27 protein-coding genes are annotated in these 24,966 nt (G+C 70.9%); 9 read left to right on the top strand and 18 right to left on the bottom strand.

Translation table 11 applies throughout. The features are described from left to right. Positions 1-141: 141 nt before the first annotated feature. The 10 genes from ACLQ28_RS25045 to ACLQ28_RS25000 form a co-directional block, all read right to left on the bottom strand. Positions 142-1,218 (bottom strand): NAD-dependent epimerase/dehydratase family protein, encoded by a 1,077-nt coding sequence (locus ACLQ28_RS25045; protein WP_425688714.1) that lies wholly within the window; start codon positions 1,216-1,218, stop codon positions 142-144. A 122-nt stretch (positions 1,219-1,340) separates the two neighbouring features. Next, entirely contained in the window at positions 1,341-1,442 is a 102-nt protein-coding gene (locus ACLQ28_RS25040; RefSeq protein ID WP_007465623.1) for a 30S ribosomal protein bS22, read from the bottom strand. Positions 1,443-1,658: 216 nt separating this feature from the next. Beyond that, positions 1,659-1,868 (bottom strand): helix-turn-helix domain-containing protein, encoded by a 210-nt coding sequence (locus tag ACLQ28_RS25035; protein ID WP_110563213.1) that lies wholly within the window; start codon positions 1,866-1,868, stop codon positions 1,659-1,661. Between the two features lie 213 nt (positions 1,869-2,081). Beyond that, on the bottom strand, positions 2,082-3,266 hold the full coding sequence (locus ACLQ28_RS25030) for an ABC transporter permease (protein ID WP_425688713.1): 1,185 nt from the start codon (positions 3,264-3,266) through the stop codon (positions 2,082-2,084). Next, the gene (locus tag ACLQ28_RS25025; RefSeq protein ID WP_425688712.1) at positions 3,263-4,159 is read right to left on the bottom strand and encodes an ABC transporter ATP-binding protein; all 897 of its coding nucleotides are present in this window, start codon (positions 4,157-4,159) and stop codon (positions 3,263-3,265) included. The genes ACLQ28_RS25030 and ACLQ28_RS25025 overlap by 4 nt, the downstream gene beginning before the upstream one ends. Further along, entirely contained in the window at positions 4,156-5,547 is a 1,392-nt protein-coding gene (locus ACLQ28_RS25020) for an efflux RND transporter periplasmic adaptor subunit (protein WP_425688711.1), read from the bottom strand. The genes ACLQ28_RS25025 and ACLQ28_RS25020 overlap by 4 nt, the downstream gene beginning before the upstream one ends. Positions 5,548-5,589: 42 nt before the next feature. Continuing rightward, complete coding sequence (locus tag ACLQ28_RS25015) at positions 5,590-6,879, bottom strand: hypothetical protein (RefSeq protein ID WP_425688710.1); 1,290 nt, start codon at positions 6,877-6,879, stop codon at positions 5,590-5,592. A gap of 68 nt (positions 6,880-6,947) precedes the next feature. Further along, positions 6,948-7,526, bottom strand: coding sequence for a TetR/AcrR family transcriptional regulator (locus ACLQ28_RS25010; protein ID WP_425688709.1), 579 nt, complete (start codon positions 7,524-7,526; stop codon positions 6,948-6,950). Next, a complete protein-coding gene (locus ACLQ28_RS25005) occupies positions 7,519-8,319 on the bottom strand; it encodes an alpha/beta fold hydrolase (RefSeq protein ID WP_425688708.1) in 801 nt (266 codons plus the stop codon). The genes ACLQ28_RS25010 and ACLQ28_RS25005 overlap by 8 nt, the downstream gene beginning before the upstream one ends. 99 nt (positions 8,320-8,418) lie before the next feature. After that, positions 8,419-9,339 (bottom strand): proline dehydrogenase family protein, encoded by a 921-nt coding sequence (locus tag ACLQ28_RS25000; RefSeq protein WP_425688707.1) that lies wholly within the window; start codon positions 9,337-9,339, stop codon positions 8,419-8,421. 107 nt (positions 9,340-9,446) lie between these two features. On the opposite strand from ACLQ28_RS25000, the gene ACLQ28_RS24995 reads away from it, so the two are divergent. From ACLQ28_RS24995 to ACLQ28_RS24985, 3 genes are read left to right on the top strand one after another with little or no spacing between them, the layout of a single operon-like run. Continuing rightward, the gene (locus ACLQ28_RS24995) at positions 9,447-9,719 is read left to right on the top strand and encodes a hypothetical protein (protein WP_425688706.1); all 273 of its coding nucleotides are present in this window, start codon (positions 9,447-9,449) and stop codon (positions 9,717-9,719) included. Between the two features lies 1 nt (position 9,720). Then, positions 9,721-10,887 (top strand): glutathionylspermidine synthase family protein, encoded by a 1,167-nt coding sequence (locus tag ACLQ28_RS24990; protein ID WP_425688705.1) that lies wholly within the window; start codon positions 9,721-9,723, stop codon positions 10,885-10,887. Between the two features lie 19 nt (positions 10,888-10,906). Beyond that, positions 10,907-11,494: a CGNR zinc finger domain-containing protein gene (locus ACLQ28_RS24985; protein ID WP_425688704.1), complete on the top strand. Its 588-nt coding sequence runs from the start codon at positions 10,907-10,909 to the stop codon at positions 11,492-11,494. A gap of 32 nt (positions 11,495-11,526) precedes the next feature. On the opposite strand, the gene ACLQ28_RS24980 is transcribed toward ACLQ28_RS24985, so the two are convergent. Both ACLQ28_RS24980 and ACLQ28_RS24975 read right to left on the bottom strand, forming a co-directional pair. After that, complete coding sequence (locus ACLQ28_RS24980) at positions 11,527-12,333, bottom strand: sugar phosphate isomerase/epimerase family protein (RefSeq protein ID WP_425688703.1); 807 nt, start codon at positions 12,331-12,333, stop codon at positions 11,527-11,529. Positions 12,334-12,408: 75 nt separating this feature from the next. Continuing rightward, positions 12,409-13,353 carry a Ppx/GppA phosphatase family protein gene (locus ACLQ28_RS24975; RefSeq protein ID WP_425688702.1) on the bottom strand — a complete coding sequence of 315 codons (945 nt, stop codon included), beginning with the start codon at positions 13,351-13,353 and terminating at the stop codon, positions 12,409-12,411. A gap of 80 nt (positions 13,354-13,433) precedes the next feature. Here ACLQ28_RS24975 and ACLQ28_RS24970 point away from each other — a divergent pair, with 80 nt between their 5' ends. Both ACLQ28_RS24970 and ACLQ28_RS24965 read left to right on the top strand, forming a co-directional pair. Further along, positions 13,434-14,231, top strand: a complete 798-nt coding sequence (locus ACLQ28_RS24970; protein WP_425688745.1) for a hypothetical protein — start codon at positions 13,434-13,436, stop codon at positions 14,229-14,231. Positions 14,232-14,294: 63 nt separating this feature from the next. Continuing rightward, positions 14,295-14,420, top strand: coding sequence for a hypothetical protein (locus ACLQ28_RS24965; RefSeq protein ID WP_425688701.1), 126 nt, complete (start codon positions 14,295-14,297; stop codon positions 14,418-14,420). 87 nt (positions 14,421-14,507) lie between these two features. Here ACLQ28_RS24965 and ACLQ28_RS24960 read toward each other — a convergent pair whose 3' ends face one another. After that, positions 14,508-15,086 carry a TetR/AcrR family transcriptional regulator gene (locus ACLQ28_RS24960; RefSeq protein WP_425688700.1) on the bottom strand — a complete coding sequence of 193 codons (579 nt, stop codon included), beginning with the start codon at positions 15,084-15,086 and terminating at the stop codon, positions 14,508-14,510. A 566-nt stretch (positions 15,087-15,652) separates the two neighbouring features. Here ACLQ28_RS24960 and ACLQ28_RS24955 point away from each other — a divergent pair. Beyond that, on the top strand, positions 15,653-16,306 hold the full coding sequence (locus tag ACLQ28_RS24955; RefSeq protein ID WP_425688699.1) for an NADPH-dependent F420 reductase: 654 nt from the start codon (positions 15,653-15,655) through the stop codon (positions 16,304-16,306). A gap of 61 nt (positions 16,307-16,367) precedes the next feature. On the opposite strand, the gene ACLQ28_RS24950 is transcribed toward ACLQ28_RS24955, so the two are convergent. Further along, positions 16,368-17,051, bottom strand: coding sequence for a response regulator transcription factor (locus tag ACLQ28_RS24950; protein ID WP_030329696.1), 684 nt, complete (start codon positions 17,049-17,051; stop codon positions 16,368-16,370). A gap of 24 nt (positions 17,052-17,075) precedes the next feature. Continuing rightward, complete coding sequence (locus tag ACLQ28_RS24945; RefSeq protein WP_425688698.1) at positions 17,076-18,359, bottom strand: sensor histidine kinase; 1,284 nt, start codon at positions 18,357-18,359, stop codon at positions 17,076-17,078. Between the two features lie 205 nt (positions 18,360-18,564). Between ACLQ28_RS24945 and phoU the strand changes: the two genes are divergently transcribed. Continuing rightward, a complete protein-coding gene (gene phoU, locus ACLQ28_RS24940; RefSeq protein WP_425688697.1) occupies positions 18,565-19,218 on the top strand; it encodes a phosphate signaling complex protein PhoU in 654 nt (217 codons plus the stop codon). Positions 19,219-19,283: 65 nt separating this feature from the next. Here the strand turns inward: phoU and ACLQ28_RS24935 are convergent, their stop codons facing one another. After that, entirely contained in the window at positions 19,284-20,051 is a 768-nt protein-coding gene (locus ACLQ28_RS24935) for a phosphoglyceromutase (RefSeq protein WP_425688696.1), read from the bottom strand. Positions 20,052-20,202: 151 nt separating this feature from the next. On the opposite strand from ACLQ28_RS24935, the gene ACLQ28_RS24930 reads away from it, so the two are divergent. Together ACLQ28_RS24930 and ACLQ28_RS24925 are read left to right on the top strand one after the other, a co-directional pair. Further along, positions 20,203-21,486 carry an MDR family MFS transporter gene (locus ACLQ28_RS24930; RefSeq protein WP_425688695.1) on the top strand — a complete coding sequence of 428 codons (1,284 nt, stop codon included), beginning with the start codon at positions 20,203-20,205 and terminating at the stop codon, positions 21,484-21,486. A 98-nt stretch (positions 21,487-21,584) separates the two neighbouring features. Continuing rightward, entirely contained in the window at positions 21,585-22,880 is a 1,296-nt protein-coding gene (locus ACLQ28_RS24925) for an MFS transporter (RefSeq protein ID WP_425688694.1), read from the top strand. Between the two features lie 369 nt (positions 22,881-23,249). Here the strand turns inward: ACLQ28_RS24925 and ACLQ28_RS24920 are convergent, their stop codons facing one another. Both ACLQ28_RS24920 and ACLQ28_RS24915 read right to left on the bottom strand, forming a co-directional pair. After that, positions 23,250-24,098 carry a hypothetical protein gene (locus ACLQ28_RS24920; RefSeq protein WP_425688744.1) on the bottom strand — a complete coding sequence of 283 codons (849 nt, stop codon included), beginning with the start codon at positions 24,096-24,098 and terminating at the stop codon, positions 23,250-23,252. A gap of 340 nt (positions 24,099-24,438) precedes the next feature. Then, positions 24,439-24,954, bottom strand: a complete 516-nt coding sequence (locus tag ACLQ28_RS24915) for a YbjN domain-containing protein (protein WP_425688693.1) — start codon at positions 24,952-24,954, stop codon at positions 24,439-24,441. Positions 24,955-24,966 lie beyond the last annotated feature (12 nt).

Raw genomic sequence — 24,966 nt, 5'->3', positions numbered from 1 at the left:
GGCACCGCGTCCGCCGTGGGCGACTGCTGCGGTACGTCGAAACGCCCGACCCCCTGCGGATTGCGCCCCTCTCCCGACCCGGTCACGGTCCCACCTCAGTTCGCGACTGCGGGGCTCGCAAACCCGGCTCACTCCTCGCGCTCACGGTCCCACCTCCCGCACCGCGGCGCGCACCTGCCGGATGCCGTCCAGGACCAGTTGCTCGGCGGCGGCCAACTGCCCCCGCGTGACCACCGCGCCGCCGTGGTGGGCGCGAATGAAGTCCTCGAATGCTTCGGCGGTGGAGCGGGGCGTGAAGTCGTACTCCTGCTCAAGCCGGGTGGTGTCGACCACCCGGCCGTGCACGAAGAGGTCGACCTGGTCCAGGCCGTAACGGCCGAAGCCCATGATGCGGGCCAGCGCGGCGGCACCGGAGAGGCCCGGTTCCAGCACCGGCACGGCCACCCGACCGGCTCGCCGGATCGCCTGGGACAGCGACAGCACCCCCGGGCCGGCGACGTTGTAGGTGCCGGAGTGGTCCTCCACGATCGACCGGTGCAGCACCTCCAACGCGTCGTCGAAGTGCAGGAACTGCAGACGGGGGTCCCGGCCGAAGACGGTCGGCACGAACGGCTGCGCGAAGTAGCGGGTCAACGTGGTGTCGGCGGTCGAGCCGATGAACGGGGCGAAGCGCAGCACCGTCGCGGTGACGTCGGACCGGCGACGCCGGAAGCCCCTTACGTACCCCTCGATGTCGAGGATGTCGCGGCCGAAACCGCCGCGTGGCACCTCGCGGGGCTCGGTCTCCTCGGTGAAGACTGCCGGGTCCCGGAACGACACCCCGTACGCGGCGGTCGACGAGCGGACCACGAGCTTGCGCAACCGGGGAGCCCGTTGGCAGGCGGCGAGCATCTGCATCGTGCCGATGACGTTCTGGTCCTTCATGGCGGACCGGCCACCGTGCTGCGGGTCGGGGGAACTGACCAGGGCCAGGTGCACGACCGCGTCGACGTCCAGGTCGGCGAGGAGGCCACCGAGCGAACCGGTGTCGACGCGAATCCGTTCGACCCGGTCCAGCAGATCGGTGAACTCGGTGCCGGAATCGGGGGCGTCCACCCCGATGACCCGTTCGATGCGCGGGTCGGCGGCCAGTCGGGCCGCCACATGGGCACCCAGGTAGCGGCCCACCCCGGTGACGAGGACGACCCCCGGAGCACCTGAGGTGCCACCGGGGGTCATCTGACGCACCTACCCCGACAGGGAGGATCGAGCCGGGACGACCACGGCCTGATCACCTGAGCCTCCGGGGGTCGACAGTTAGGCAAGTGACGCCGAACGCCGGGCCTTGAGCCCGGCGGCGATCACTTGCCGAGACGGCGACGCTGGACGCGGGTCTTGCGCAGCAGCTTGCGGTGCTTCTTCTTAGCCATGCGCTTACGGCGCTTCTTGACCACCGAGCCCATACGACGACAGCCTTTCGATACAACGTGCGGGGCGGACCGGATGACACCACGCAGGTGGCGACGGCGACCGCTTGCGGACAACGGACCGGACCAGTCTGGGCGGCGGGCGCACCGGTGGGGTCTCGGTCGGGCTCCAGGGTAGCCGGAGGGCGTCAGCCGGACCAACGCGCCCCCGTCGATGCCGGTTAAGAGGCACCCGGGAGGCGTGGCGGTGGCTCAGGCGGTCTCTTGAAAAGCACCCCGGAGATATTCGTGCACCGCATGCTCAGGCACCCGGAACGACCGGCCGACCCGGACGGCGGTGAGTTCACCGCTGTGCACCAGGCGATAGACGGTCATCTTCGACACCCGCATGACCGTCGCCACCTCCGCGACGGTCAAGAACCTGACCTCCGACAGCCGTCCGTCGGACTGTGACCCGGCCATGGCTCACCAACCCATCCCATGCCCGGCGCGTGCCAACCCGACGGATGCTCCGGGCCGGGCGGCGACGCGCGTGTTACCAGTACGGTAGCGGGGCGGCTGTGACCGGCGCGATCCCTTCGTACAACTGATCATGTTTCTCCTGGCCGGTTCACCCGATCCGTGTTCCCGGTATCTCCCCGCCTGGGCCCGGCGTCCCGGTTGTTCCGACGCTGCTCACTCTGCGCGTAGCGCGACCACCGGGTCGAGTCGGCCGGCGCGCTGCGCGGGGACGACCCCGAAGACGATGCCGACGACCGCCGATACGCCGAAGGCGAGCGCCAACGACCACCAGGTGATCGCGGCCGGGATCGGCGACAGCGCGTTGATCAGCAGGGCGGTCCCCACGCCAAGAGCCATTCCGGTGAGCCCACCGATCGTGGTGAGCAGCACCGCTTCCAGCAGGAACTGCACCCCGATGTCGCGGGGGCGGGCACCGACGGCTTTGCGCAGCCCGATCTCCCGGGTCCGCTCTCGGACGCTGACCAGCATGATGTTGGAGACACCGACACCGCCGACGAGCAACGAGATGCCGGCGATGGCGGCCAGTACGCCGGTGAGGACCCCGAGGATGTCGCCGAGTACGCCGAGGATCTGTTGCTGGGTGACCGCACTGAACTCGGTGTCCGGGTGGCGGCGGGTCAGCTCGGCGACGATCCGCTCCCCCAACTCCTCGATCCGCTCCCGGTCCGGTGCCTTCACTGCGATGCCGTCCACCCGCTGGGTGCCCCAGAGCCGCTGCGCGGCGGTGACCGGCACGTGCACCTCGTCGTCCCGGTCGACGCCGAGGCTCTGCCCGAGTGGGGCGAAGACGCCGATCACCCGGAACCGCACCCCGGCCAGCGCCACCTGTTGGCCGAGCGGGTCCCGGTCGGGGAAGAGCGCGCGGGCCACCGCGTCGCCGAGCACCGCAACCCGCCGGCTGGTGTCCACGTCCGTGCCGGTGAGGTAACGGCCCCGGGCCAGCGACCGCGTGAACACCGTCGGGGTGGTTTCCAGCACCCCCTGCACGGTGGTGAAGTCGGAGTTGTTGCCGGCCCGCGCGGTCGCCCCGGAGGCGATGGTGACCGCGACCCGATCGGGGTCGCCGACCACCCGGCTAACGGCGTCGACGTCCTTGAGGGTCAGCGGCGAGACCACCGGCGCGTTGCCCACCTCGATCCGGCCGGGCACGACCAGCAGCAGGTTGGAGCCGAGGCCCTCGACCTGTTGCTCGACCTTTTGTTTGGTGCCGGTGCCGATGGCCACCAGCAGGACCACCGAGGCCACCCCGATGATCACCCCGAGCATGGTCAGCGCGCTGCGCAACCGGTTGGCCCGCAGGGCGTCCAACGCCACCCGCCACGCCTCGGCGAGCCTCACGCCGCGCCTCCCGGCCGCGCGACCTCGGGCTCACCCGGGTCGGCCTCCCGCGGAAGGCGTCCGGTGGCTCCGGCGGCGCCACCGGAGCCACCGGACGGGTGCCCCGGACCGCTTCCGGACGCGGACCGAGGCTCCGCGCTGGGAGCGGAGACCAGTGTCGCAGGTCGACCGTGATCGACGGACAGCGGTCGATCATGAGGGGTGTCGGTGTCCGTCACGACAACTCCGTCGCGCATCGTGATCCGGCGTCGGGCCCGTGCCGCCACCTCCTGGTCATGGGTGACCAGCACCAGTGCCACCCCGGACTCCACGTTCAACTGTTCCAACAGCTCCAGCACCGCCGCGCCGGTGACGCTGTCCAGGTTGCCGGTGGGTTCGTCGGCCAGCAGCACCGTCGGCTCGGTGACCAACGCGCGGGCGATCGCCACCCGTTGCTGCTCACCGCCGGACATCTGGTTGGGCCGGTGGTCCAGGCGGTGCCCGAGGCCGACCCGGCCGAGCATCGCCGCCGCCCGCGCCCGACGCTGCCGGGCCGGCACGCCCCGGTAGACAAGCGGCAGAGCCACGTTCTCCACCGCCGAGGTACGCGGCAGCAGGTGGAACGCCTGGAAGACGAAGCCGATCGTCTCGTTGCGCAGGGTGGCCATCTCCGGCGGGGCGAGGGCGTTCACGTCCCGCCCGCCGATCACCAACCGGCCACCGGTGGGCCGGTCCAGCCCACCGAGGAGGTGCATGAGGGTGGACTTGCCCGAGCCGGACGGGCCGACCAGGGCCACGTAGTCCCCCGGTTGCACGACCAGCGACACCCCGCGCAACGCCTCGACGGACACCCCGTCCAGTTGGTACGTCCGGGACACCTCCACCGCCTCGATCGCCGGTGGGTTGCCGGTCACCGCACCTCCTGGCCGTCGCGCACCTGATCGGTGTCGCGCACCACGATCCGGTCACCGGGCTGCACCCCGTTGAGGATCTGCACCAGATCCGACCCCTGCACGCCCACGGTGACCGCCGCCCGGCCAGCCTTGCCGTCGCGGACCACCCAGACCGCGTCCCGGCCGTCGGCGGAGAACACCGCTGAGGCGGGGACGGTCACCGCGTCGGCAGCCTCGCGTACCCGCAGGTGCACGATCGCGTTCATGCCCGGCCGGGGGCTGGGGGCCGGCTCGTCCTCGGCCAGCTTCCCGGCACCCAGTGCGAGGCGTACCCGGTAGGTGACCCCGCCCTGGGCAGAGTTGGTGGGCAGCACATCCACCGAGCGGACCGTCGCGTCGTAGCTGGCACCGGTGACGGCGTCCAACTCGACGGTGGCCGTCACGCCGGCCTTGACCAGCAGCACGTCGGTCTCGTCCACCTCGGCGAGCAATCCCAACTGCCCGGTGTCCACCACGGTCAGCACTGGTGTGCCGGCGCTGACCTGGCCGCCGACCGCGACCGCGTCGTCCACCCCAGCAGGCGGCCCGCCCTGGCTGGGAGCCAGCACGGACGGGTCGATGCCGGCCGCCTGGGCGCCACCGGCCTGTTCCAGCAGCCCCGCGAGGCCACCGGTCGAGCCACCGCCGGCCCGGGTGCCACCCGGCTGCACCACCCCGGCGATCGGGGTGCGCAGCGTCAGCGCGTCGACTGTCGCCTTCGCCAGGTCGTACGCCTGCTGGGCCTGCAACCGTTGCGCCGCGGAGAGCGCGCCGACTGCTGAGCTCAACCCGCGGATCCCCCGCTGCACCGCCTGGACGGCCTGGTCGGCGCTGCGCGCGGCGGCAGCGTACTGCCGCTGTGCGGACGTCACCTGGGTCAACAGCGCGCCCCGCAGCTGCGGGTCGGCGATCTTTTCGGCGGCCTTCCGGGCAGCGTCGAAGGCCTCGCCGGCCGCCTTGTCGGTGCCGCGCCGACTGCCGGTCAGGTCACCCGTGGAGACACCCCGCCCGGCGCGCTTCGCCGCCTCCAACGCCTGCTTCGCCTGACGAAGCCGCTGCTGAGCCGAGGGCGAGTCGACCACGGCGAGGATCTGACCACGCTTCACCTGCTGTCCCGGCTGGACGCGCAGGCTCGCCAGGGTGCCGTCCGCGGGAGCGGTGAGCGTGGCGGCGGCCCGAGCGGTCACGGTCGCCGGCGCGTCGATCACCTCGCTGACCTGGTTGCGGGCCGCTGACGCCAGCGCGAGGTCGGGGTCGTCATCGCCGCACGAGGCGGCGGTGGTAACGGTGAGGACGGCGACGGCGGTCAGGGCGGTGAGCAGGCGGGGCCGCGAGACGCTGGGCGGCCGCGGCAACTGGGGGCGGCGCACCCATCGATGGTACGGCTCACCGTCCTCCCACCCAGGAGCCCGTCAGGCGGCGACAGAGCGGACGTACGCGACGCACTCGTCGTGCAGCGTCGACCACTGCTCGCCGAACGCCTCCTCGGCGGCCACGTCGAGGGCCTTGCGCTCGTGCACCACGGCCTTGAAGAAAGCGAGCAGCCGCTGTGGCCCGTACCGGTCGACGATGTGCCGGACAGCCAGGTAGCCGACGCCGTAGCTGCCGCTGACCTGCTCGGCAGAGGCGTCGTCAGCGGGGTTGACGCCCGCCAACTTGCCGTCCCAGTTGCCCCGGACCAGTTTGCGCACCTCGGGGATTCCCTCGTACCGGTCGACCGCCTGACCTCCCGCGCCGGCGAACTCGGCCAACCCTTCCACCAACCACCAGGTGGCCTTGCCCGGATAGCCGCGCTCCGGCAGTGAGGCCGCGTGGGTCAACTCGTGCCGCAGCAGGTCATCGGTGCCGCTGCTGGGCAGCCCGTCGGCGTTGAGCACCACCTCGTGGTGGCCGCCGCCCACGGTCACCGCGTAGCCGCCGGTCCATTCTGGTCGCTCGCCGCCGTACCAGCGCTGCCACTCGGTGCGGCCGGCGTAGAAGATCCGGTAGCGATCCGGAGGCGAGCCGGCCACCACGTACCCGTCGGCGACCTTGGCCGCCGCTTCGGCTTGGACGAGCAGGCCGGGCAGTTTGCCGCGCAGCGCCGGGGTCGTGGCGACGATGGTTCGCGCGCCGATCGCGACGGCCAGGTCGCTGATCTCCCACGGCCGGGTGCCGGTCTCCACCGACTTGGACTCTTCCATGGCGACCAGGCGGGGCTGGGCGCTGTTTTCCCGCCAGCGGGTGCCGATCAGCACCGGGCTGGGTCGGCAGTTCGGTGCGACGAAGCAGTATTGGAAACGCACCAGGAGTCGCCACTCCCCCGGCTTGCCGACGATCGGCGCGGGCAGCCCGCTCGGCTCGGCCCGCCAGACGGTCACCTTCAGCTCGCGTAGTGCGGCGAAGCGTCGGCGCAGGTCGGTGTGCGCGGTTGGCTCGGCGATGGCGAGGAAGCCGGCGCGGTCGCCGCCGAGCAGCGCTGCGGACTGCCGGTCGAGTTGGGCGGTCATCCGGTCGGCCAGCCCTCGGGCCGCTGCGGTGGCTGGGTCGTCAGTCGCCGCGGCGCCGACCCGGCTGATCGTCGACCGGGCACCGTTTTCCCGGACCACTCCGACGATGAGCAGCGCCGGCAGGCCGCAGCCCAACAGCAGGACGACCACCACGAGCACCGTCCACAGCGGCCAGAGCCGCCGTGGGGCTGGCTGCTGCACCCCGTCAGTCACTCGCCGAAGGTTACGACCAATCGGTGGATGGGGCGAGGCCGGTACCGCCCCGGCGGTGCTCGGTCGGGTCAGGCGGCGCGAGAGTCGGGCCAGTAATGGAGCGCGACGTCAAAGCCGGCGATCAGTTGGCGGTACGAGCGGTCGACGTCGTGGGGCAGGCCGAAGCCGCCGGCGGCCTCCAGGGAGACGAAACCGTGCAGGGCGCTGCGTAGGGCCCGAGTCGCGTCCACCGCGTCGTCGCCGGCGAGCCCGTACCCGCGTAGCACCGCGAAGATGGCACCGACCGCGCGCTCGCCCGCCTCGACGTGCTCCGGGTCGGCCGGGTCGGGCACCCGCTGGGCCGCCGGGTAGCGGCCGGGGTGTCGGTGGGCGTAGCCACGGTAGGCGTCGGCTATCGCCCGGAGTGCGTCGCCGCCGGCCAGGCCAACGGCGGCGGCGGTCATCTCCGTGGCCAGCTCGGCGGTGGCCAGAGCGGAGAGTTTCTGGGCCAACGCGTCCGCCCCACGCACGTGCTTGTAGAGGCTGGGCAGCGCGACCCCGAGTCGGCTGGCGAGCGCGGCGAGGGTGAGCTGCTGATAGCCGACCTCGTCGGCCAGCCGTGCGGCCTCCCGCACGACGGTCTGCTGGTTGAGGCCGACCCTAGGCACCGGTGCACACCGCCAGGAAGCCGAGCAGTTCGTCGGCGGTGCGCTGGGGCCGGTCGGCGTGCGGGTAGTGGCCGGACTCCTCGATCATCCGGGCTTCGGCGGTGCGGAAGAGCCGGCGGGCGGCCCGCGCCTCGGCACCCGGGTCGGGGAAGTCCGGGTCCTTGGCGCCCATCAGCACCAGCACCGGTTGCCGGACCTGCGGGGCGCGGGCGGTCCAGTGCGGTTCGACCGGCTCGATCACACCGCGCGTCGCGGCCATCCGGCCGGGCTCGCGGAGGTTGGCCACCATCGACCGGCGGTACGCGGCGTCGTCGGCGGGCCGGTGCACCGGGAAGAGCGTGTTGTGGAACATCCCGAACAGTCGGGGGCTGTGCAGCACGGACCACATCGCCATCCGCAGCAGCGGGTTGAGCTTCGGCTGACCGACGAACGCGCCGATCTGCACGATGCCGGCGACCAGCTCGGGCGCATCGGTGGCGGCGAAGACCACCGCCGCCGCCGCGGACGAGCTGCCAACCAGCACGGCCGGCCCGGCGTCGAGGTCACGGACCACAGCCAACAGGTCCGCGCCGACCTCCGCCGGGGCGTACGTGGACCAGCCGGCGCTGGACTCCCCGTGGCCCCGGACGTCGACCGAGGCGACCCGGTAGCCGGCCCCGACGAGTAGCGGCACCAGGTGCCGGAAGCTCGCTCTGTTTTCGCCCATGCCGTGTGTGAGCACGACCAGTGGACCTTCGCCGTGCGCCTCGTACGCGATGTGCCCGCCCTCGCGGCGAACCTGGCTAGCTGTCATAGCCATAAAGCTAAGCTACTTAGCTTTAGCCGTCAAGGCACAGACGCGAACGGGCCGACGGGACCAGAGGGTCCCGCCGGCCCGTCGACCGGTTTCGGGTTACTTCTTGGAGATCAGAGCGCGACCGAAGAAGACCAGGTTGGCCGGGCGCTCGGCAAGACGGCGCATCAGGTAGCCGTACCACTCGTCGCCGTACGGGACGTAGGTGCGGACGGTGTAGCCCTCGCCGGCCAGGCGGGCCTGCTCCTCGGGGCGGATGCCGTAGAGCATCTGGAACTCGAAGCGCTCCGGCCCCCGGTCGAACCAGCGGGCCCGGTCCTCGCCGATGGCGATCATTCGCGGGTCGTGGGTCGCCAGCATCGGGTAGCCGTCACCAGACATCAGGATGTTCATGCAGCGCACGTAGGACTTGTCCACCTCGCGAGCCGACTGGTACGCCACCGACTCCGGCTCCTTGTAGGCGCCCTTGCACAGCCGCACCCGCGACCCGGCCGAGGAGAGCTCCCGGCAGTCCGACTCGGTCCGGCGCAGGTACGCCTGGAGCACGGCACCGGTCGACGGGAAATCCTTGCGCAGCCGGCCCAGCACATCCAGGGTCGAATCCGTGGTGGTGTGGTCCTCCATGTCCAGGGTGACCGTGGTGCCCGCCGCATCAGCCGCCGCGCAGATCGCGCGAGCGTTGTCGTACGCCAACTGCTCGTCGAACATCTGGCCCAGAGCGGAGAGCTTCACGCTCACCTCGGCAGCCGGGGTGAGCCCCGCGGCGGCGAGCATCTTCAGCAGCTTCAGGTATTCGTCGCGGGTGGCGGTGGCCTGCTCAGGGGTGACGGTGTCCTCACCCAGGTGGTCGAGGGTGACCGCGAGACCGTCGTCGACGAGCCCGCGGGTCGCGCGCAACGCGTCGTCGGTAGCGGCGCCGGCAACGAACCGGCGAACGACGTCCCGGGTGTACGGGGCGGTCGCGACGAGCCGCTCGACCTGGGATGACCGGGAGGCGGCGAGGATGACGGAACGGAGCATGAACCGAGCGTAACGCCCCTGCCAGGGCCCCCGCCGAGGGGCGGCCGGGGGCACCCGCGCCCCGGGGCGGGGCGGCGGCGGTGGCGTCGATCGGCTACAACGATGCCGTGGACCAACGCCCCCGCCGCCGGCTCCGGTCGGCCTCCGTGCAGCTCGGCGCGCTCACCGCTCTCGCGCTCGCCCTCTCCGGCTGCAACATGACCTCGGACGACGACGATGACGACGACTGCGCCCTGGGGCCGGTCGGCGGCGGCGACACGGTGGCCCTGGCGATGCGGGTCCCCGAGTCAGCCGCCGGTCGCGCCGCCCCGGAGCCGACCACGGCGGCCCTGCCCGATCGCGGCGGGTTCGGCACCCACCTCGCCTCCTGCGGCGGCTGAGATGCGCCGTGAGACGGTCGCGCCCCGACCCGACTGGGACGCCACCATCCGGGCACAGGGCCTCGTCTACGTCGACACCGAGCTGCCCGACGGCGGGATCATGTCCTACTGGGACGAGACCGCCACGTACGCCTTCGATCTGGACGAGGTGGAACGCCTGGAGGAGGCCACCGAAGAGCTGCACCGGATGTCGGTCGCCGCCGCCGAGCACGTGGTTGCCAACCACCGCTACGCCGACTTCGGTATCCCGACGTGGGCCGCCGACGCGGTGGCCCGGTCGCTGCGCGAGGCGCCACCCACCCTCTACGGGCGCTTCGATCTCGCGTACGACGGCAGCTGGCCGCCGAAGCTGCTGGAGTACAACGCGGACACCCCGACCGCACTGGTCGAGGCGAGCATCATCCAGTGGTACTGGCTGGAGCACACCCGGCCGGAGTTGGACCAGTGGAACAGCCTGCACGAGCGGCTGGTCGGTGCCTGGGCCAAGATCGGGGCCGGGTTGCACGAGCCACGGGTGCACGTGCTCTGGTCGAACGAGGAGGAGTCGGGCGAGGACCACATGACCGCCGGCTACCTCGCCGAGACCGCCCGGCAGGCCGGCCTGACCGTCGACCTGCTCCCGATCCAGGAGATCGGGTGGGACGGCCGGCGCTTCGTCGACGCCGCCGATCGCCCGGTGACCACCTGTTTCAAGCTCTACCCCTGGGAGTGGATGCTGGCCGAGCCGTACGGGCCGGCGGCGCTGGCCCCGGGCACCCCCACCACCTGGATCGAGCCGGCCTGGAAGCTGCTGCTGTCCAACAAGGCGCTGCTCGCGGTCCTCTGGGAGCTGTACCCCGGCCACGAGTACCTGCTCCCGGCCTACCTCGACTCGCCGCGCGGCATGACGGAGTACGTGGCCAAGCCGCTGCTCGGCCGGGAGGGCGGCTCAGTACGCATCGTCACCGCCGAGGAGGAGATCACCAACCCGGGGATCTACGGCGACGAGGGCTGGTGCTACCAGGAGTTCCGGGCGTTGCCGCAGTTCGACGGTAACCGGATGGTGCTGGGCAGCTGGATCGTCGACGGTGAGTCGGCCGGGGTGGGTGTGCGGGAGAGCGCCAGCCTGATCACCGACGGCTACGCGCGCTTCCTGCCGCACTACATCGACGCGCCGCGCACCCCATGAGTCGTCTACCGTTGGGGGCGTGAACTTCGACGCGTACGCCCGGACCGGCGTTGACCTGGTCAACGCCCGCCTGGACGACCTCGACGACCTGCGGGCCCTCTTCCCCGACGACAACGCCTGGATGCGCGACGAAGTCGCGGACCGGGACGTCGCGATCTTCCGGCGGGCGCAGAAGCGGCTGCGCGACGTCTTCGAATACGGCACCTCGGGGCGTGACGCCCAGGCGGTCACCGAGCTGAACACGCTGCTCGAGGCGTTCCCGGTGCAACCGCGCATCTCCGGGCACGACTCCAGCGACTGGCACATGCACGTGACCAGCCGGGGCGCCTCGGTCAGTGCGGAATACCTGGCCGGCGCGGTCTGGGGGCTGTCGGTCTGGCTCTGCGAGTACGGCAGCGCACGGTTCGGGGTCTGCGCCGACGAGCGGTGCGGCAACGTCTACCTGGACACGTCGTCCAACTGCTGCCGGCGATTCTGCTCGGAGCGCTGCGCCACCCGCTCGCATGTGGCCGCGCACCGGGCTCGCAAGCGGGCGGCGGTCGGCGAGCAGGTGACGGTCGCCGCGCAGCCGACCGCGGGCGCCGACTCGCTCTCGCCGGTCAGCTGACACCGCCACCGTCCCGGCGCGGGGCGGTCGGGTCAGGCGTCGACCGGGGACGGCGCGGTCAGGTGCTGACGGGCAAACTCCAGTGCGGCGCGCAGGTCCGCCTCGCGCACCGCGCGACTCTTCGCGCCCCGGGTGGCGACCTCCACCGCCACCGCCCCGGTGAAGCCGCGCCCAGCCAGCGAGGAGAGCAGCTCACCACAGGGTTGAGTGCCGCGGCCGGGCACCAGGTGCTCATCGCGGCCCTCACCGGTGCCGTCGCCGAGGTGCACGTGCGCCAGCGCGGCGCCCATCCGGTCGGCCATCTCCAGAGGGTCGCTGTGTGAGGCCGCGCAGTGCGACAGATCCAGGGTGTACGACGGGTAGCCGGTGTCGGTGGGATCCCAACCCGGCACGTACGGGACGAACTGTCGACCTGCCATCCGCACCGGGTACATGTTCTCCACCGCGAACCGGAGCCCGGTGAACCGGGCCGCGACCGTGGCCAGCCCCTCGGCGAAGTTGCGCGCGTAGTCCCGTTGCCAGGTGAACGGCGGGTGCACCACGACGGTCGGCGCCTCCAGTGTCTCGGCCAGCTCGGCGGCCTTGCGCAGCCGCTCCCACGGGTCCGGGCTCCACACCCGCTGGGTGACCAGCAGGCAGGGCGCGTGCACCGAGAGCACCGGCACGTCGTAGTGCGCGGAGAGGCCACGCAGCGCGCCCGCGTCCTGGCTGACCACGTCGGTCCAGACCATCACCTCGACGCCGTCGTAGCCGAGTGCCGCAGCCAGTTGGAACGCCGCCGCAGTCGGCTCGGGAAAGACCGACGAGCTGGACAGGAGCACGGGAACGCGGGAAGTCACGTCTGTGAGCGTAGCCCGGTAGCGCTTGGAGCATCGTGACGAGCGCCAGCAAATAGGCCTAAAACGCCTGCTCGGTCAGATCGGTTCGAGTTGATCGAGTCGGCGGAGGATGACCCCTTCCCGCAGCGCCCACGGGCAGATGTCCAGCGAGTCCAGATCCAGGCGGCGCATCACCGCCTCGGCGACCACGGCACCGGCCAGCAGCTGGTGGGCACGGCCCGCGCTGACCCCCTCCAACTCCATCAACTGGGCTGGTGGGATGTGTCGGACGAAGCCGATGACCTGCCGCAGACCGGCCCTGGTCAGTTTGCGCCGCGCCCAGAGCCCAGCACCGGACGGCGCCGCCCCGGCCAGCCGGGCCAGGGTGCGGAACGTCTTCGAGGTGGCCACCGCGCGGCCCCAACCCACCTCGGTCATCTGGTCGACGACCTTGTCCAGCCGGCCCTCCACGTACTCCCGCAGCTTGTCGACGGCCTCGGCGGACGGCGGCGCCATGCTGCCCGGGTCGACCCGCAGCCGCTCCCGGGTCAGTCGCCCGGCGCCGAGCGGCAACGAGATCGCGGCGTCCGGGTCCTCGTCGATGCCAGCGGCGATCTCCAGGGAGCCGCCGCCGATGTCGAGCACCAACAACCGCCCCGCCGACCAGCCGAACCAACGCCGCACAGCCAGGAACGTCAGCCGTGCCTCGTCCGCACCGGAGAGCACCGCCAGGCGTACGCCGGTCTCGTCACGGACCCGTGCCAGCACCTCGGCCGCGTTGGTGGCGTCGCGCACCGCGGACGTGGCGAACGCGATCAGGTCATCGGCCTCCAGCCCGGTGGCGGCCGCCTTGGCCATACCCACGGCCTTGACCAGGCCGTCCGCACCCGCCTCGGTCAACGCGCCGTCGGGGCCGATCTGCTCGGCCAGCCGGAGCACCACCTTCTCGGAGTGCGCCGGCCACGGGTGCGCGCCGTGGTGCGCGTCCACCACAAGGAGGTGCACCGTGTTGGAACCGACGTCGAGGACACCCAGTCGCATGGTGAAGACCCTAGGTGCAACACGTTTGCGCGGCTCGCCGGCCCGCGGACGTCACCGCGCGTACGCTGGTGCGGGTGACGATGGAGCTCCGTGTGCTGGTGGACGACCCAGGCGACCCGCGTAGTCGCGAGGTGCCACTGGACTTCCCCCGGGAGTGGATCGAGTTCACCGACCCGGCCGACGAGGCGCACCTGATCCGCGCTGACCTGACCTGGCTGCTCTCCCGCTGGACCTGCATCTTCGGCAAGGGCTGCCACGGCATCATCGCCGGCCGGGCCGCCGACGGTTGCTGCTCGCACGGGGCGTTCTTCACCGACTCGGACGACGAGAAACGGGTCCGCAACGCCGTCAAGCGGCTCACCCCGTCGACCTGGCAGCACTTCCAGCGCGGGTTCAAGAACTGGACCGACGAGGACACCATCGACGGCAAGACCCCGGCCCGCCGCACCGCCACCCAGGGCACCGAGGGTCCGTGCGTGTTCCTCAATGACGCCGACTTCGCCGGCGGTGGTGGCTGCGCTCTGCACGCCCAGGCGTTGCGCGATGGGGTGCACCCGTTGGAATACAAGCCGGACGTCTGCTGGCAGTTGCCGATCCGCCGAGATCAGGACTGGGTCAAGCGGCCGGACAACTCCAAGGTGCTGGTCTCCACGCTGTCCGAGTTCGATCGGCGGGGCTGGGGGGCCGGTGGGCACGACCTGGACTGGTGGTGCACCTCCTCGACGGACGCGCACGTCGGCACCGAGCCGATGTACCTGTCGTACTCCCCGGAGCTGACCGCGTTGATCGGCGCTGCCGCGTACGAGCGGCTGGCCGAGCTGTGTGCGGCTCGGACGAAGCAGGGCATGGTCGCCCCGCACCCCGCCGACGAGCTATAGCTGATCTTGGCGGCAATCCGTGAGCGGCGACTGCGTCTCGTCGCGGACGAGGAAGCACGCTCGATGCACGCCGTCGTCGTGACCGCGATTGACGACTACCTGGCGCGGCGGAACGCCAAGGAGTTCGGCGATCTCGCGGACGAGATCATCGAACGCCACGCCACGCTGCTCGCTCGCCTGGCTGAGTGATGACGGAGATTCGTTATCCCACGCTCGCTGACGGAGGTGGCCGAGATCGCCGCGGCGTTGCGCAAGCTGTTCTGAGCTGAGTGCCGGTCAGCGCAGAGCGGCGTCGATCAGAGTGCTGGCGCTGCGCCGGGCCGCGTCGGCGATCAGCGGGTCGCCGTCCAGCACACCGCTGGCGAGCCCGCCGTCCAGCAGCAGGGTGAGCTGCCGGGCGAGCAACTCCGGGTCGGCCGCGCCGGCCTGACGGGCCAACTCGGTCACCCAGGCCCGGACCACTGTCTTGTGCTCGACCGTCCGGGCGTGCACCGGGCCGCCGGCAGGTGACTCGGCGGCGGTGTTGATGAACGCGCAGCCGTGGTAACCCTCCCGGCGGCAGGCACCGGCCAGCGCGTCGAACATACCGACCAACTGGTCGCGCGGCTCGTTGCCGGCGTCCCGGGCCGCAGCCCGCAGCGCGCCGAACCATGCCTGGTCGACCCGATCGAGGTACGCCAGCACGAGATCGTCCTTGCGCGGGAAGTGCTTGTAGAGCGTCGCCTTGGCCACGCCCGACTCGGCGATCACCGTATCCACCCCAACGCCGCGCGGCCCGTGCGCGTAGAAGAGCCGGAACGCGGTGTCCAGGATCCGGTCCCGGGCCGAGCCGGCCGGGGTGCGGGGCGCGGGCATCGACACTCCCTCGATCTGCTGGTAGCGGCACAGATCCTACAGACAGTTCCGTCTGCAATTCTCACCGAGTCAACTGCCGGCACCGCCCGGTGTGTCCCGCCTGTCGTCTCACCGCCTTTGGCGCGTCCAGTGCCGGCTCCTAGGTGCATCCCGTGGCCCCTGTAGAGCTGCCCCAAATACGGGGCGGGGCCTCGGGCAGCGCGGGCAGCGCGGGCAGCACGGGCAGCACGGGCAGCACGGGCAGCACGGGCAGCACGGGCAGCACGGGCAGCACGGGCAGCACGGGCAGCGCGGGCAGCACGGGCAGCGCGGGCAGCGCGGGCAGCGCGGGCAGCGCGGGCAGCGCTATTTCCAGTCCGTCTAAAGCCGCACGCTGACCTGCCCCACACCTGGGGCAGGTCTACAGGTAGCGGAGGGCACCACCCCAGCCGCCGGCCGAGACCCGCCCCGGCACGTGCCTTGGTGCGCACGACGCACTCCAGCGGGCAGCAGTAGACAGACCTGTCTGTTAGCCTGCTGCAACCGGCGCGACGCCGCGCCGCGCCCCCAACGGAGGATCGATCGACATGCGCATCGCAGTTCTCGGAACCGGCTCGGTCGGGCAGGCGATCGCCGCCCGCTCGGCGGTGTTGGGCCACCAGGTCACCATCGGCACCCGCGACGTCGCGGCCACGCGGGCCGGCGAATACGCCGCCTGGGCGGCGCAACACCCCGAGGTCGGCCTCGCGACCCTGGCCGAAGCCGCCAGCGCCGCCGAGCTGGTGGTGAACGCCACCAACGGCAACGGCTCACTCCCGGCGCTCACCGCAGCCGGCGCGCCGAACCTGGCCGGCAAGGTCCTGCTCGACATCGCGAACCCGCTCGACTTCGGTGCGGGTTTCCCTCCCACCCTGTCGGTACACAACACCGACTCCCTCGCCGAACGGATCCAGCGCGAGTTTCCGCAGACCAGGGTGGTCAAGTCGCTCAACACACTGACCGCCGAGCTGATGGTGCATCCGCGTCAGCTCGCCGACGGTGGGCACAGCGTCTTCGTCTCCGGTGACGACGCGGAGGCCAAGCGGATCGTCACCGGGCTGCTCGTCAGCTTTGGGCACACCGACGTGATCGATCTCGGTGACCTCTCCACCGCGCGGGGCACCGAGATGTTGCTCCCGCTCTGGCTGCGGCTCTACGGCCGGCTCGGCACCGCCAACTTCAACTTCAAGGTCGTCCGCTGACCAAGCGCGGACAGCCCGAAGGGGGCCTGCGCCGAGCGCAGACCCCCTTCGGGTACGCCGATCACGGCTCGAACTTGTAGCCCAGGCCCCGAACGGTGACGATGAAGCGCGGCGCGGACGGCTCCGGCTCGATCTTGGAACGCAGCCGCTTGACGTGCACATCCAACGTCTTGGTGTCACCGACGTAGTCGGCGCCCCAGACCCGGTCGATGAGCTGGCCACGGGTGAGCACCCGGCCAGCGTTGCGCAGCAGCAGTTCCAGCAACTCGAATTCCTTGAGCGGCAGCTGCACGGCCCCGCCATCGACGGTCACCACGTGCCGTTCGATGTCCATCCGCACGGGACCCGCGGCCAGCGTCGGAGCGCCCGCCTCAGCCACCTCCGGGCTCTGCCGGCGCAGCACCGCCCGGATCCGGGCGACCAGTTCCCGCGGCGAGTACGGCTTGGTGACGTAGTCGTCGGCGCCGATCTCCAGCCCGACCACCTTGTCGATCTCGCTGTCCCGCGCGGTGACCATGATGATCGGCACGGCCGACCGCTGCCGCAGTTGCCGGCAGACCTCGGTCCCCGACATCTCTGGCAACATCAGGTCGAGCAGCACGATGTCGGCGCCGGTCCGGTCGAACTCGGTGAGGGCGTCGGTCCCGGTCGCAGCGACCGAAACCTCAAAGCCCTCCTTACGGAGCATGTACGACAAGGCGTCGGAGAACGACTCCTCGTCCTCGACCACCAGAACGCGGCTCAACGGGGATTTCCTTTCCATTTGCTGTCAGACCTGCCGTAGCCCAGCCGGACCGGGTTCGATCCCAACCGCCGGCAGTGTCGCCAGCAGGTCATCCGGTGGGCTGGCGGGCAGCCGGAGGGTGAACGTCGATCCACCACCAAGAGTGCTCGACACCTCTACCCGTCCGCCATGGTTGCTCGCGATGTGTTTCACGATTGCCAGGCCGAGCCCGGTGCCGCCAGTGGCACGCGAGCGAGCTTGGTCGGCCCGGTAGAACCGCTCGAAGATCCGGTCCACGTCGGTGGGGGCGATGCCGATGCCCTGGTCAGCGACCGCGATCTCGACGTGTTCGTCGTTGCCGCGGAGAGTGACCCGCACCGCGGTGTCCTCGGCCGAGTAGTTGATGGCGTTCTCCACCAGATTCGCCACCGCCGTGGCGAGTTGGGAGTCGCTGCCGTACGCGGTGAGGCCCCGCGCGCCGTCCACGACCACCTCGACGCCCCGGGCGGAAGCCGTGGTGCGGGTCCGGTCGACCACCTCAGCGATCACCCAGTCCAGCGCGACCGGCTCAGGTGGCGGCTGCGGTTCGGCGCCCTGCAGCCGGGTCAGCTCCAGCAGCTCCTGCACCAGCCGGCCCAGCCGGGTCGACTCGTGCTGGATCCGTTCGGCGAACCGACGGGCGGCCACCAGGTCCTCGGAGAGGTCGGGTGCTGCGGCGTCGGCCGGCTCGGTCGCGTCCAACAATGCCTCGGCGAGCAGTTGAAGCGCCCCGATCGGGGTCTTGAGCTCGTGGCTCACATTGGCCACGAAGTCGCGTCGTACGCGGGTTAGCCGGTGCGACTCGGTCACGTCGACCGCCTCGACCGCGATGAAGCCGTTGCCGAGGCCCATCGCTCGCAGGTGCACGCCGAGGGGGTTCTCCCCCGCGCTGTCGCGACCTCGGGGCAGGTCCAGCTCGATCTCGCGCCGCACTCCGGTGCGTCGCACCTGGCCAGCAAGGGTACGAATCAGCGGGTGCGCGGCGATCGAGCCGGGGAGGCCTCCGGTGCGCAGGAGCCCCATCGCGCGGGCGGCCGGATTGATCAGGACGGGCACGTCGTCGTTGTCCAGAACCACGACACCGGCCCGGAGCGAGTCGATCGTCCGGCGGCCGAGCCCGGCCTGCTGCTCGTCGGCTATCGCGGGCCTCCCCCTGCTCCAGCGGGAGCTCGCGCTCCCCGTCGACGTGGAGCGACCGTCCCGCGCTGGCAGGAACCGGGGCAGCAGGAAACCGGCGGCCAACCCGGCCACCAACGCTACGGCCACCACGACCGCCACCGCCCACTCCACCCGGCGATCGTAGGGTCATTGTTAACCTGGCTACCACACAGACCGGGACGAACCACCCTCACTTTCAGAATTGTTCACCCCTGCGTCCGGCGTCGTTCACCGTGGTTCATCCGGGGTCCGTCCGCGCCCCCTACCGTTGGCGTCGCACCTGCTCAACCCCCCTGCGCCGGCACCCGTCGGCGGCGACCGACCACAGGACGTGATGATGCGCGACGAGTTCCGGGCCGACCTCCAGATCGTCAGCCAACTGCTGGTGGACATGGCGGAGGGCGTCCGCGCCGCCATGCGCCAGGCCACCCGGGCCCTGCTCACCGCCGACCGGCAGGCCGCCGAGACGGTCATCGAGCGGGACGGTGAGATCGACGACCTCTACCGGCACGTCGAGGAGCGGGTGTGTGACCTACTCGCCCGACAGGCGCCGGTCGCCTCCGACCTCCGAGCGATGATCACCGCGCTGCACGTGGCCGCTGATCTGGAGCGGATGGGCGACCTCGCCGATCACGTGGCGAAGACCGCGCTGCGCCGGCACCCCTCCCCCGCCGTTCCCGCCGAACTGCGGACGGTCTTCACCGAAATGTCGGAGATCGCCGACCGGATGGCCGTGAAGATCGGTTCGGTGCTGGCGAAGCCCGACGCCAACCTCGCCGGCGAGTTGGACCGCGACGACGATGCCATGGACGAGCTGCACAAGAGCCTGTTCGCAATGCTGCTCGGCGACGAGTGGCCGTACGGGGTGGAAACCGCGATCGACGCCACCCTGCTGGGCCGGTACTACGAGCGCTTCGCCGACCACGCGGTCAACGCCGGCGAGCACGTGATCTACCTGATCACCGGGCAGAGCGCGCCCACCAGCAGCTGACCCTGATCCAAAGAAGGGCCCCTCGTCACCGCTTCCCGCGCTGACGAGGGGCCCTTTTCAGCAGCTCAGCGACCCTGGTTGGCCACCGCCGCGGCGGCTTCCTTCGCGGCGGTCGGGTCGAGGTAGGTGCCGCCGAGGGTGAGCGGGCGCAGCTGCGGGTCGAGGTCGTAGCGCAGCGGGATGCCCGTCGGGATGTTGAGCTTGGCGATCGCCTCGTCGGAGATCTGGTCGAGGTGCTTGACCAGGGCGCGCAGCGAGTTGCCGTGCGCGGCCACCAGCACCGTCCGGCCGGCCAGGATGTCCGGCACGATCGAGTCGTACCAGTAGGGCAGCATCCGTTCGACGACGTCCTTGAGGCATTCCGTCCGCGGCATCAGCTCGGTCGGCAGCAGCGCGTAGCGGGGGTCACCGACCTGCGACCACTCGTCGTTGTCGTCGATCGGTGGCGGCGGGGTGTCGTAGGACCGGCGCCAGAGCATGAACTGCTCCTCGCCGTACTCATTGAGGGTCTGCTTCTTGTCCTTGCCCTGCAGGGCGCCGTAGTGCCGCTCATTGAGCCGCCACGACCGGCGCACCGCGATCCAGTGCCGGTCAGCGGCGCTGAGCGCCAGCTCGGCGGTGCGGATGGCACGGCGCATCACGCTGGTGTGCACGACGTCCGGCAGCAGGCTGTGCTCGCGCAGCAGCTCGCCACCGCGCCGCGCCTCGCCCTCGCCCTTCTCGGTCAGGTCGACGTCCACCCAGCCGGTGAAGAGGTTCTTGGCATTCCAGTCGCTCTCACCGTGCCGCAGCAGGACCAGCGTCCCGACGGTGGGCCCTTCGCTCGCAGTCATGCGGATCATCCTGCCTCAACCGCCGCTGGGACACGCAGGCAGCCGTCGTGACGACCACCACGTGAATATGCGGGTGACCAGCGGATCCACCCGCCGCTAGGGTTGTAAGGCACGACAGTCAGATCGGTCATTACTACAAGCGGGGCGCCATATGCGGACGATGCGGAGTTGGTTCCGGGATACCACCGGGGGCCTGCCGACCACCTTCTGGTACCTGTGGTCAGGCACCTTGATCAACCGGCTCGGCTCGTTCGTCCTCGTCTTCCTCGCCATCTACCTGACCCAGGAACGCGGCTTCTCGGCCTCCCAGGCCGGCCTGGTGATCGGCCTCTGGGGCGTCGGTGGGGCGTTCGGCACCACCGCCGGCGGCACACTCGCAGACCGGTGGGGCCGCCGACCGACGTTGCTCACCGCGCACGTGGGCGCGGCCGCCATGATGCTCGCGCTCGGGCTGGCCCGGGACCTCTGGGCGGTGGCGCTGGGCGCCCTCCTGCTCGGCATGTTCGCCGAGGCGGCCCGGCCCGCGTTCGGGGCGATGATGATCGACGTGGTGCCGGCGAAGGACCGGCTGCGCGCCTTCTCGCTCAACTACTGGGCGATCAACCTGGGCTTCGCCTGCGCCGCAGTCCTCGCCGGCCTCGCCGCACAGGCCAACTACCTGCTGCTGTTCGTGGTCGATGCCGGCACCATGCTGGTCACCGCGGCGATCATCTTCACCCGGGTGCCGGAGACACGGCTGGCCGGTCCTGCCGCCACCGCCGTAGCGAGCGCCCCGCGCGGTGCTCTACGCACGATCCTCACCGACCGCGTCTACCTCGGCTTCGTGGCCCTCAATCTGTTCTCCGCGCTGGTCTTCCTCCAGCACATCTCGATGCTGCCGATCGCCATGGGCGACGACGGCCTGAGCCCGGCCACCTACGGCTCGGTCATCGCGCTCAACGGCGTACTCATCGTGGTCGGTCAGCTCTTCGTGCCCCGTCTGATCAGGGGGCGGAGCCGCTCGCACGTGCTCGCGTTGGCATCCGTGGTGCTGGGCGTCGGGTTCGGGCTGACCGCGTTCGCCGGCACCGCCTGGTTCTACGGGTTGACCGTGCTGGTCTGGACGCTCGGCGAGATGCTGAACTCGCCGTCCAACTCCACGCTGATCGCCGAGCTTTCCCCGGCCGAGTTGCGCGGCCGCTACCAGGGCGTGTTCTCCCTCTCGTGGCAGATCGCCGGGGCCATCGCACCGATCCTCGGCGGCCTGCTGCGCGAGCACGCCGGCAACGACACGCTCTGGTACGGCTGCGCCGCGCTCGGCGTCCTGCTCGCGGTCGCCCACCTGGTGTCGGGGCCGGCCCGGGAGCGGCGTGCCACCGCCCTGCGCCGCTCTGGCGAGGCGTTGGCACCGGTTACCGCCGATCGGGGGCCTCAGCCCGCCGAGGCAGTCGCCTGACGACACGCCTCAAGATCAGGAAACCGACTGGCGCGACAGGCCTCGACTTTCTACCGTGCAGAGGAAACGGTTAAGAAACTGAACTGTCGGGAGGTCGGGTGCACGCCCTGCGGCGCTGGTGGCACGACACTGCGGGCGGCCTCCCCGCCACCTTCTGGTATCTCTGGGCCGGCCTGCTGATCAACCGTGCCGGCGCGTTCGCCATGCTCTTCCTCTCGCTGTACCTCACCGACGCGCGCGGAGCAAGCGTCGGGCTGGCCGGCACGGTGGTCGGCGCGTACGGGGCCGGCGGGGCGGCCGGCGTACTGCTCGGCGGCGTGCTGGCCGACCGGTGGGGCCGCCGGGCAACCCTGCTCGCCGCGCACCTGACCACGGCCGGTCTGATGGTGGCGCTCGCCTTCAGCCGACCCCTGCTCCTGATCGCGGTGCTCTCCGCGCTGGTCGGCGTGGTCCACTCGATGCCCAGCCCGGCGTTCGTCGCCGCGATCGTCGACGTGGTGCCCGCCGAACGGCGTTCGCGCGCGTTCAACCTCCAGTTCTGGGCGTTCAACCTGGGAATGGCGGTCGCCTCGCTGCTCGCCGGCGTGCTGGCCGAGGCGAGCTTCACCGCGCTGTTCCTTGTCGACGCCGGTGCCACCCTGACGGCCGCCGCCGTGATCGGCTGGAAGGTGCCAGAGACTCTGCGCATGGCCACGCCGGCAGTCGAGGGTCAGTCGGCTGCGCGCATGGCACCGAAATCCGTCCGACCCCGCCGACCGGGGCTGCACACCGCGCTCACCGACCGCACGTTCCTGGTCTTCGTCGGACTCACCTTCGTGCTGGCCGTACTCACCATGCAGACCTCGACGATCATGCCGCTGGCCATGCGCGCGGACGGCCTGGGCCCATCGGCGTACGGGCTGGTGGTGGCTCTCGGTGGCGCGCTGATCGTGGTCGGGCAACTGTTCGTGCCCCGGCTGATCGACAGGCACCGCAAGGACGTCGTGCTGGCCGCCTCCACCGCGCTGCTCGCGCTCGGTTTCGGAGTGCTCTCCGTCGCCGACGAGTTGGCCATCTACCTGGGTGCCGCGGCGGTCTGGACGGTCGGCTCGATGCTCGCCGCCCCACCCAACGCGCAGATCAACGCCGACCTGGCACCACCGCAGCTACGCGCGCGGTACCAGTCGGTCTTCTACCTGACCTTCCCGGCTGCGGCGTTTGTCGCTCCCACCCTCGGTGGGGTGAGCCTGGAGCACCTCGGCGACCGGCACTGGCTCATCGTGGGTGGGCTGGGCCTGGTGGCGGCGCTCGGGCATCTGCTCGCCGGACCACCCCGGGAACGGCACGTCGCCGCGCTACGCCAGGCCGCAGGCCGGGAGCCGGCAACACACGCCGACCGGGTGCCGGCCGCCTGACGGCGTAATACGCAAAGCGCCCACCACGTCCCTCAGGTCGTGGTGGGCGCCCGCCGGTGGGGCCGGCGGCGGCGGGCAACACTCACCCCCGTAAGCATCGCCCGCTCAGCCGCCGGTCCAAACAGGTGGGCACCGTCCCCCAACGGTAAGTCCACCCGTCCCCTCGCGCCTCGCTCGGTGCGCGGATCTGATCGATCCGCCGCTCCCCCGAACGTTTCCAAGCGTGGCGCGGTGCAATAAAGCTAGATCGCCCAGATTCTGGAATCAACCCAGAACCCTGTCTCGCCGGTCACAACTGGCGAGTATCCGCTGCTGGGGCCTCGGTCTTTGGCAACAGCCGCGTACCCGTCAACCATTCCCGCAAACACCTCAACCGTCTTCCCGATCGGGTGACTCGGTTCGGAAAAAGTTGCTCGGCCGGCCATCGCGTAGCTGTTCCTGATAAATCAGGTTCAGCCGGCGCAGGTCAAAGGTGTAGAACCACTCATCCCAGGTGATCTCGCGAATCCGGCTGCTTTCTCGGTATCCGGGAATGTTGAAGGTCAAAACACCCGCCCGGCCGTCCCGCTCTGTGCCGGCGATGGTCGCCGGCTTCGCCCCGCGCTCCCTGGCCCAGCGCTGGATCACCTCGTGATTCGCAGTGATCAGGCTCCGTCCCGGGCGCTCCGGCCGATCCGAGATCGAGGCAATCACCTGCGAGCTGCGGACCGACCGTCCGGTGCCCCGTCCGGTCCGGATTCCACCGGTACCCGTGCCGCTGCCGACCGACCGTGGCGCCGTTCGCTTGGCGGGTGCCGCACGCTTCGCCGTAGTGCTCTTGGCGGGTGCCGCACGCTTCGCCGCCGGACGTGCCGGTGCCTTCTTGGCCGGTGCCTTTCGCGCAGGTGCGGTACGGGCGGTCGTCGACTTGCTCGCCGCCGACGTCCTGCGTGCGGCGGTCGACTTGGACGCCGCCGTCGTCTTCTTCGCGGGAGCCGTCTTGCGGATCCCCGTCGACTTCCGCACGGCTGTCGTCGTCTTCGCGGCGGTCGTCTTCTTAGCGGCGGCCCGCTTCGCGGGCGCACTCTTGTTCGCCGGTGCGGCCTTCGCGCGACTCGGTGCCGCCCTCGACGCCGACTTCTTCGTCGCGGCGGCCCGACCAGCCGACGCCCTGGTGCCGGTGGCCCGACCAGCCGGTCCAGTGCTGCGCCGGCCCGCGCCACCAGCATCGGAACGCAGCGAGCGCACCAACTGTTTCACCAGGTCGGGCTTGCGCAGCGCGGAAATCCCGGAGACACCGCGCTTGCGCAACTGCCCGCGGATGTCGTCCACCCGCATCCGGGAAATCTCCGACTCGGAGATCCCGGGAGTACCCGGCGTCTGGTTGCCGGCCTGTCGTTTGGTCCTGGTCGCAGTCCCGCCGCGACCTGAGCTGTTCCGCTGAGCCATGGGACGCTCACGCTCCTCGACACTCCGTCCTCGGCGCGCGGGGGTCCCTTGCCGCACCGCGCGGTGCGGCATACCCGTCAGGAGCAGTCCGAACCACCGTCAGCTCCCCATGACCGTGCTGGATCCAGGATCAGGCTGGATCGGGGCCCGTGCCGGAGGGCTCGAAGAGATGCGCGAAGGCGGCCAGGTTGGCGGTCGACTCGCCACGCTTGACCCGCCACTCGTACTCCCGCCGGATCGAACTACCGAAGCCGATTTCCAGCATCGTGTCGAACGACTCGTCGGCGTACGTGAGCACGGCACCGAGCAGCCGGTCCAACTCGTCGGCATCCACGCCGGCCGGGTTGACCCGCCCGGTCAGGTACACGTCGCCGACGGAGTCCGTGGAGAAGGACACGCCATACATCCGGGCGTTGCGCTGCAACAGCCAGGCCCACAGCTCCTCCCGGCGCTCATCCGGTTGGCGCATCACGAATGCCTCGACCCGTAGCGCGTGCTCACCGACGATCAGGTTGCAGACCGTCTTGAGCTTGTGGGTGCCCGGCAGGGTCACGGCGTACGAGCCGGGGCCGGTCGACTCGCAGGCCAGGTCCCGCTCGGCACAGACCGACTCGATCAGGGTCGCAAGATCGGTTTTCGGGCTCACCGGCCTACTCTA

The organism is Micromonospora sp. DT201 (assembly GCF_049841575.1).
GTDB lineage: Bacteria > Actinomycetota > Actinomycetes > Mycobacteriales > Micromonosporaceae > Micromonospora.
Note: the sequence above shows the minus strand (reverse complement) of the source record. Positions and strands in the feature narration are given on the sequence as shown.

What these genes read in the sequence shown, in the direction of transcription:
- ACLQ28_RS25045 (WP_425688714.1), bottom strand. Translation starts at nt 1,218, where the DNA reads ATGACCCCCGGTGGCACCTCAGGTGCTCCGGGGGTCGTCCTCGTCACC.
- ACLQ28_RS25040 (WP_007465623.1), bottom strand. Translation starts at nt 1,442, where the DNA reads ATGGGCTCGGTGGTCAAGAAGCGCCGTAAGCGCATGGCTAAGAAGAAG.
- ACLQ28_RS25035 (WP_110563213.1), bottom strand. Translation starts at nt 1,868, where the DNA reads ATGGCCGGGTCACAGTCCGACGGACGGCTGTCGGAGGTCAGGTTCTTG.
- ACLQ28_RS25005 (WP_425688708.1), bottom strand. Translation starts at nt 8,319, where the DNA reads ATGACAGCTAGCCAGGTTCGCCGCGAGGGCGGGCACATCGCGTACGAG.
- ACLQ28_RS25000 (WP_425688707.1), bottom strand. Translation starts at nt 9,339, where the DNA reads ATGCTCCGTTCCGTCATCCTCGCCGCCTCCCGGTCATCCCAGGTCGAG.
- ACLQ28_RS24990 (WP_425688705.1), top strand. Translation starts at nt 9,721, where the DNA reads ATGCGCCGTGAGACGGTCGCGCCCCGACCCGACTGGGACGCCACCATC.
- ACLQ28_RS24975 (WP_425688702.1), bottom strand. Translation starts at nt 13,353, where the DNA reads ATGCGACTGGGTGTCCTCGACGTCGGTTCCAACACGGTGCACCTCCTT.
- ACLQ28_RS24970 (WP_425688745.1), top strand. Translation starts at nt 13,434, where the DNA reads ATGGAGCTCCGTGTGCTGGTGGACGACCCAGGCGACCCGCGTAGTCGC.
- ACLQ28_RS24965 (WP_425688701.1), top strand. Translation starts at nt 14,295, where the DNA reads ATGCACGCCGTCGTCGTGACCGCGATTGACGACTACCTGGCGCGGCGG.
- ACLQ28_RS24960 (WP_425688700.1), bottom strand. Translation starts at nt 15,086, where the DNA reads ATGCCCGCGCCCCGCACCCCGGCCGGCTCGGCCCGGGACCGGATCCTG.
- ACLQ28_RS24955 (WP_425688699.1), top strand. Translation starts at nt 15,653, where the DNA reads ATGCGCATCGCAGTTCTCGGAACCGGCTCGGTCGGGCAGGCGATCGCC.
- phoU (WP_425688697.1), top strand. Translation starts at nt 18,565, where the DNA reads ATGCGCGACGAGTTCCGGGCCGACCTCCAGATCGTCAGCCAACTGCTG.
- ACLQ28_RS24935 (WP_425688696.1), bottom strand. Translation starts at nt 20,051, where the DNA reads ATGACTGCGAGCGAAGGGCCCACCGTCGGGACGCTGGTCCTGCTGCGG.
- ACLQ28_RS24930 (WP_425688695.1), top strand. Translation starts at nt 20,203, where the DNA reads ATGCGGACGATGCGGAGTTGGTTCCGGGATACCACCGGGGGCCTGCCG.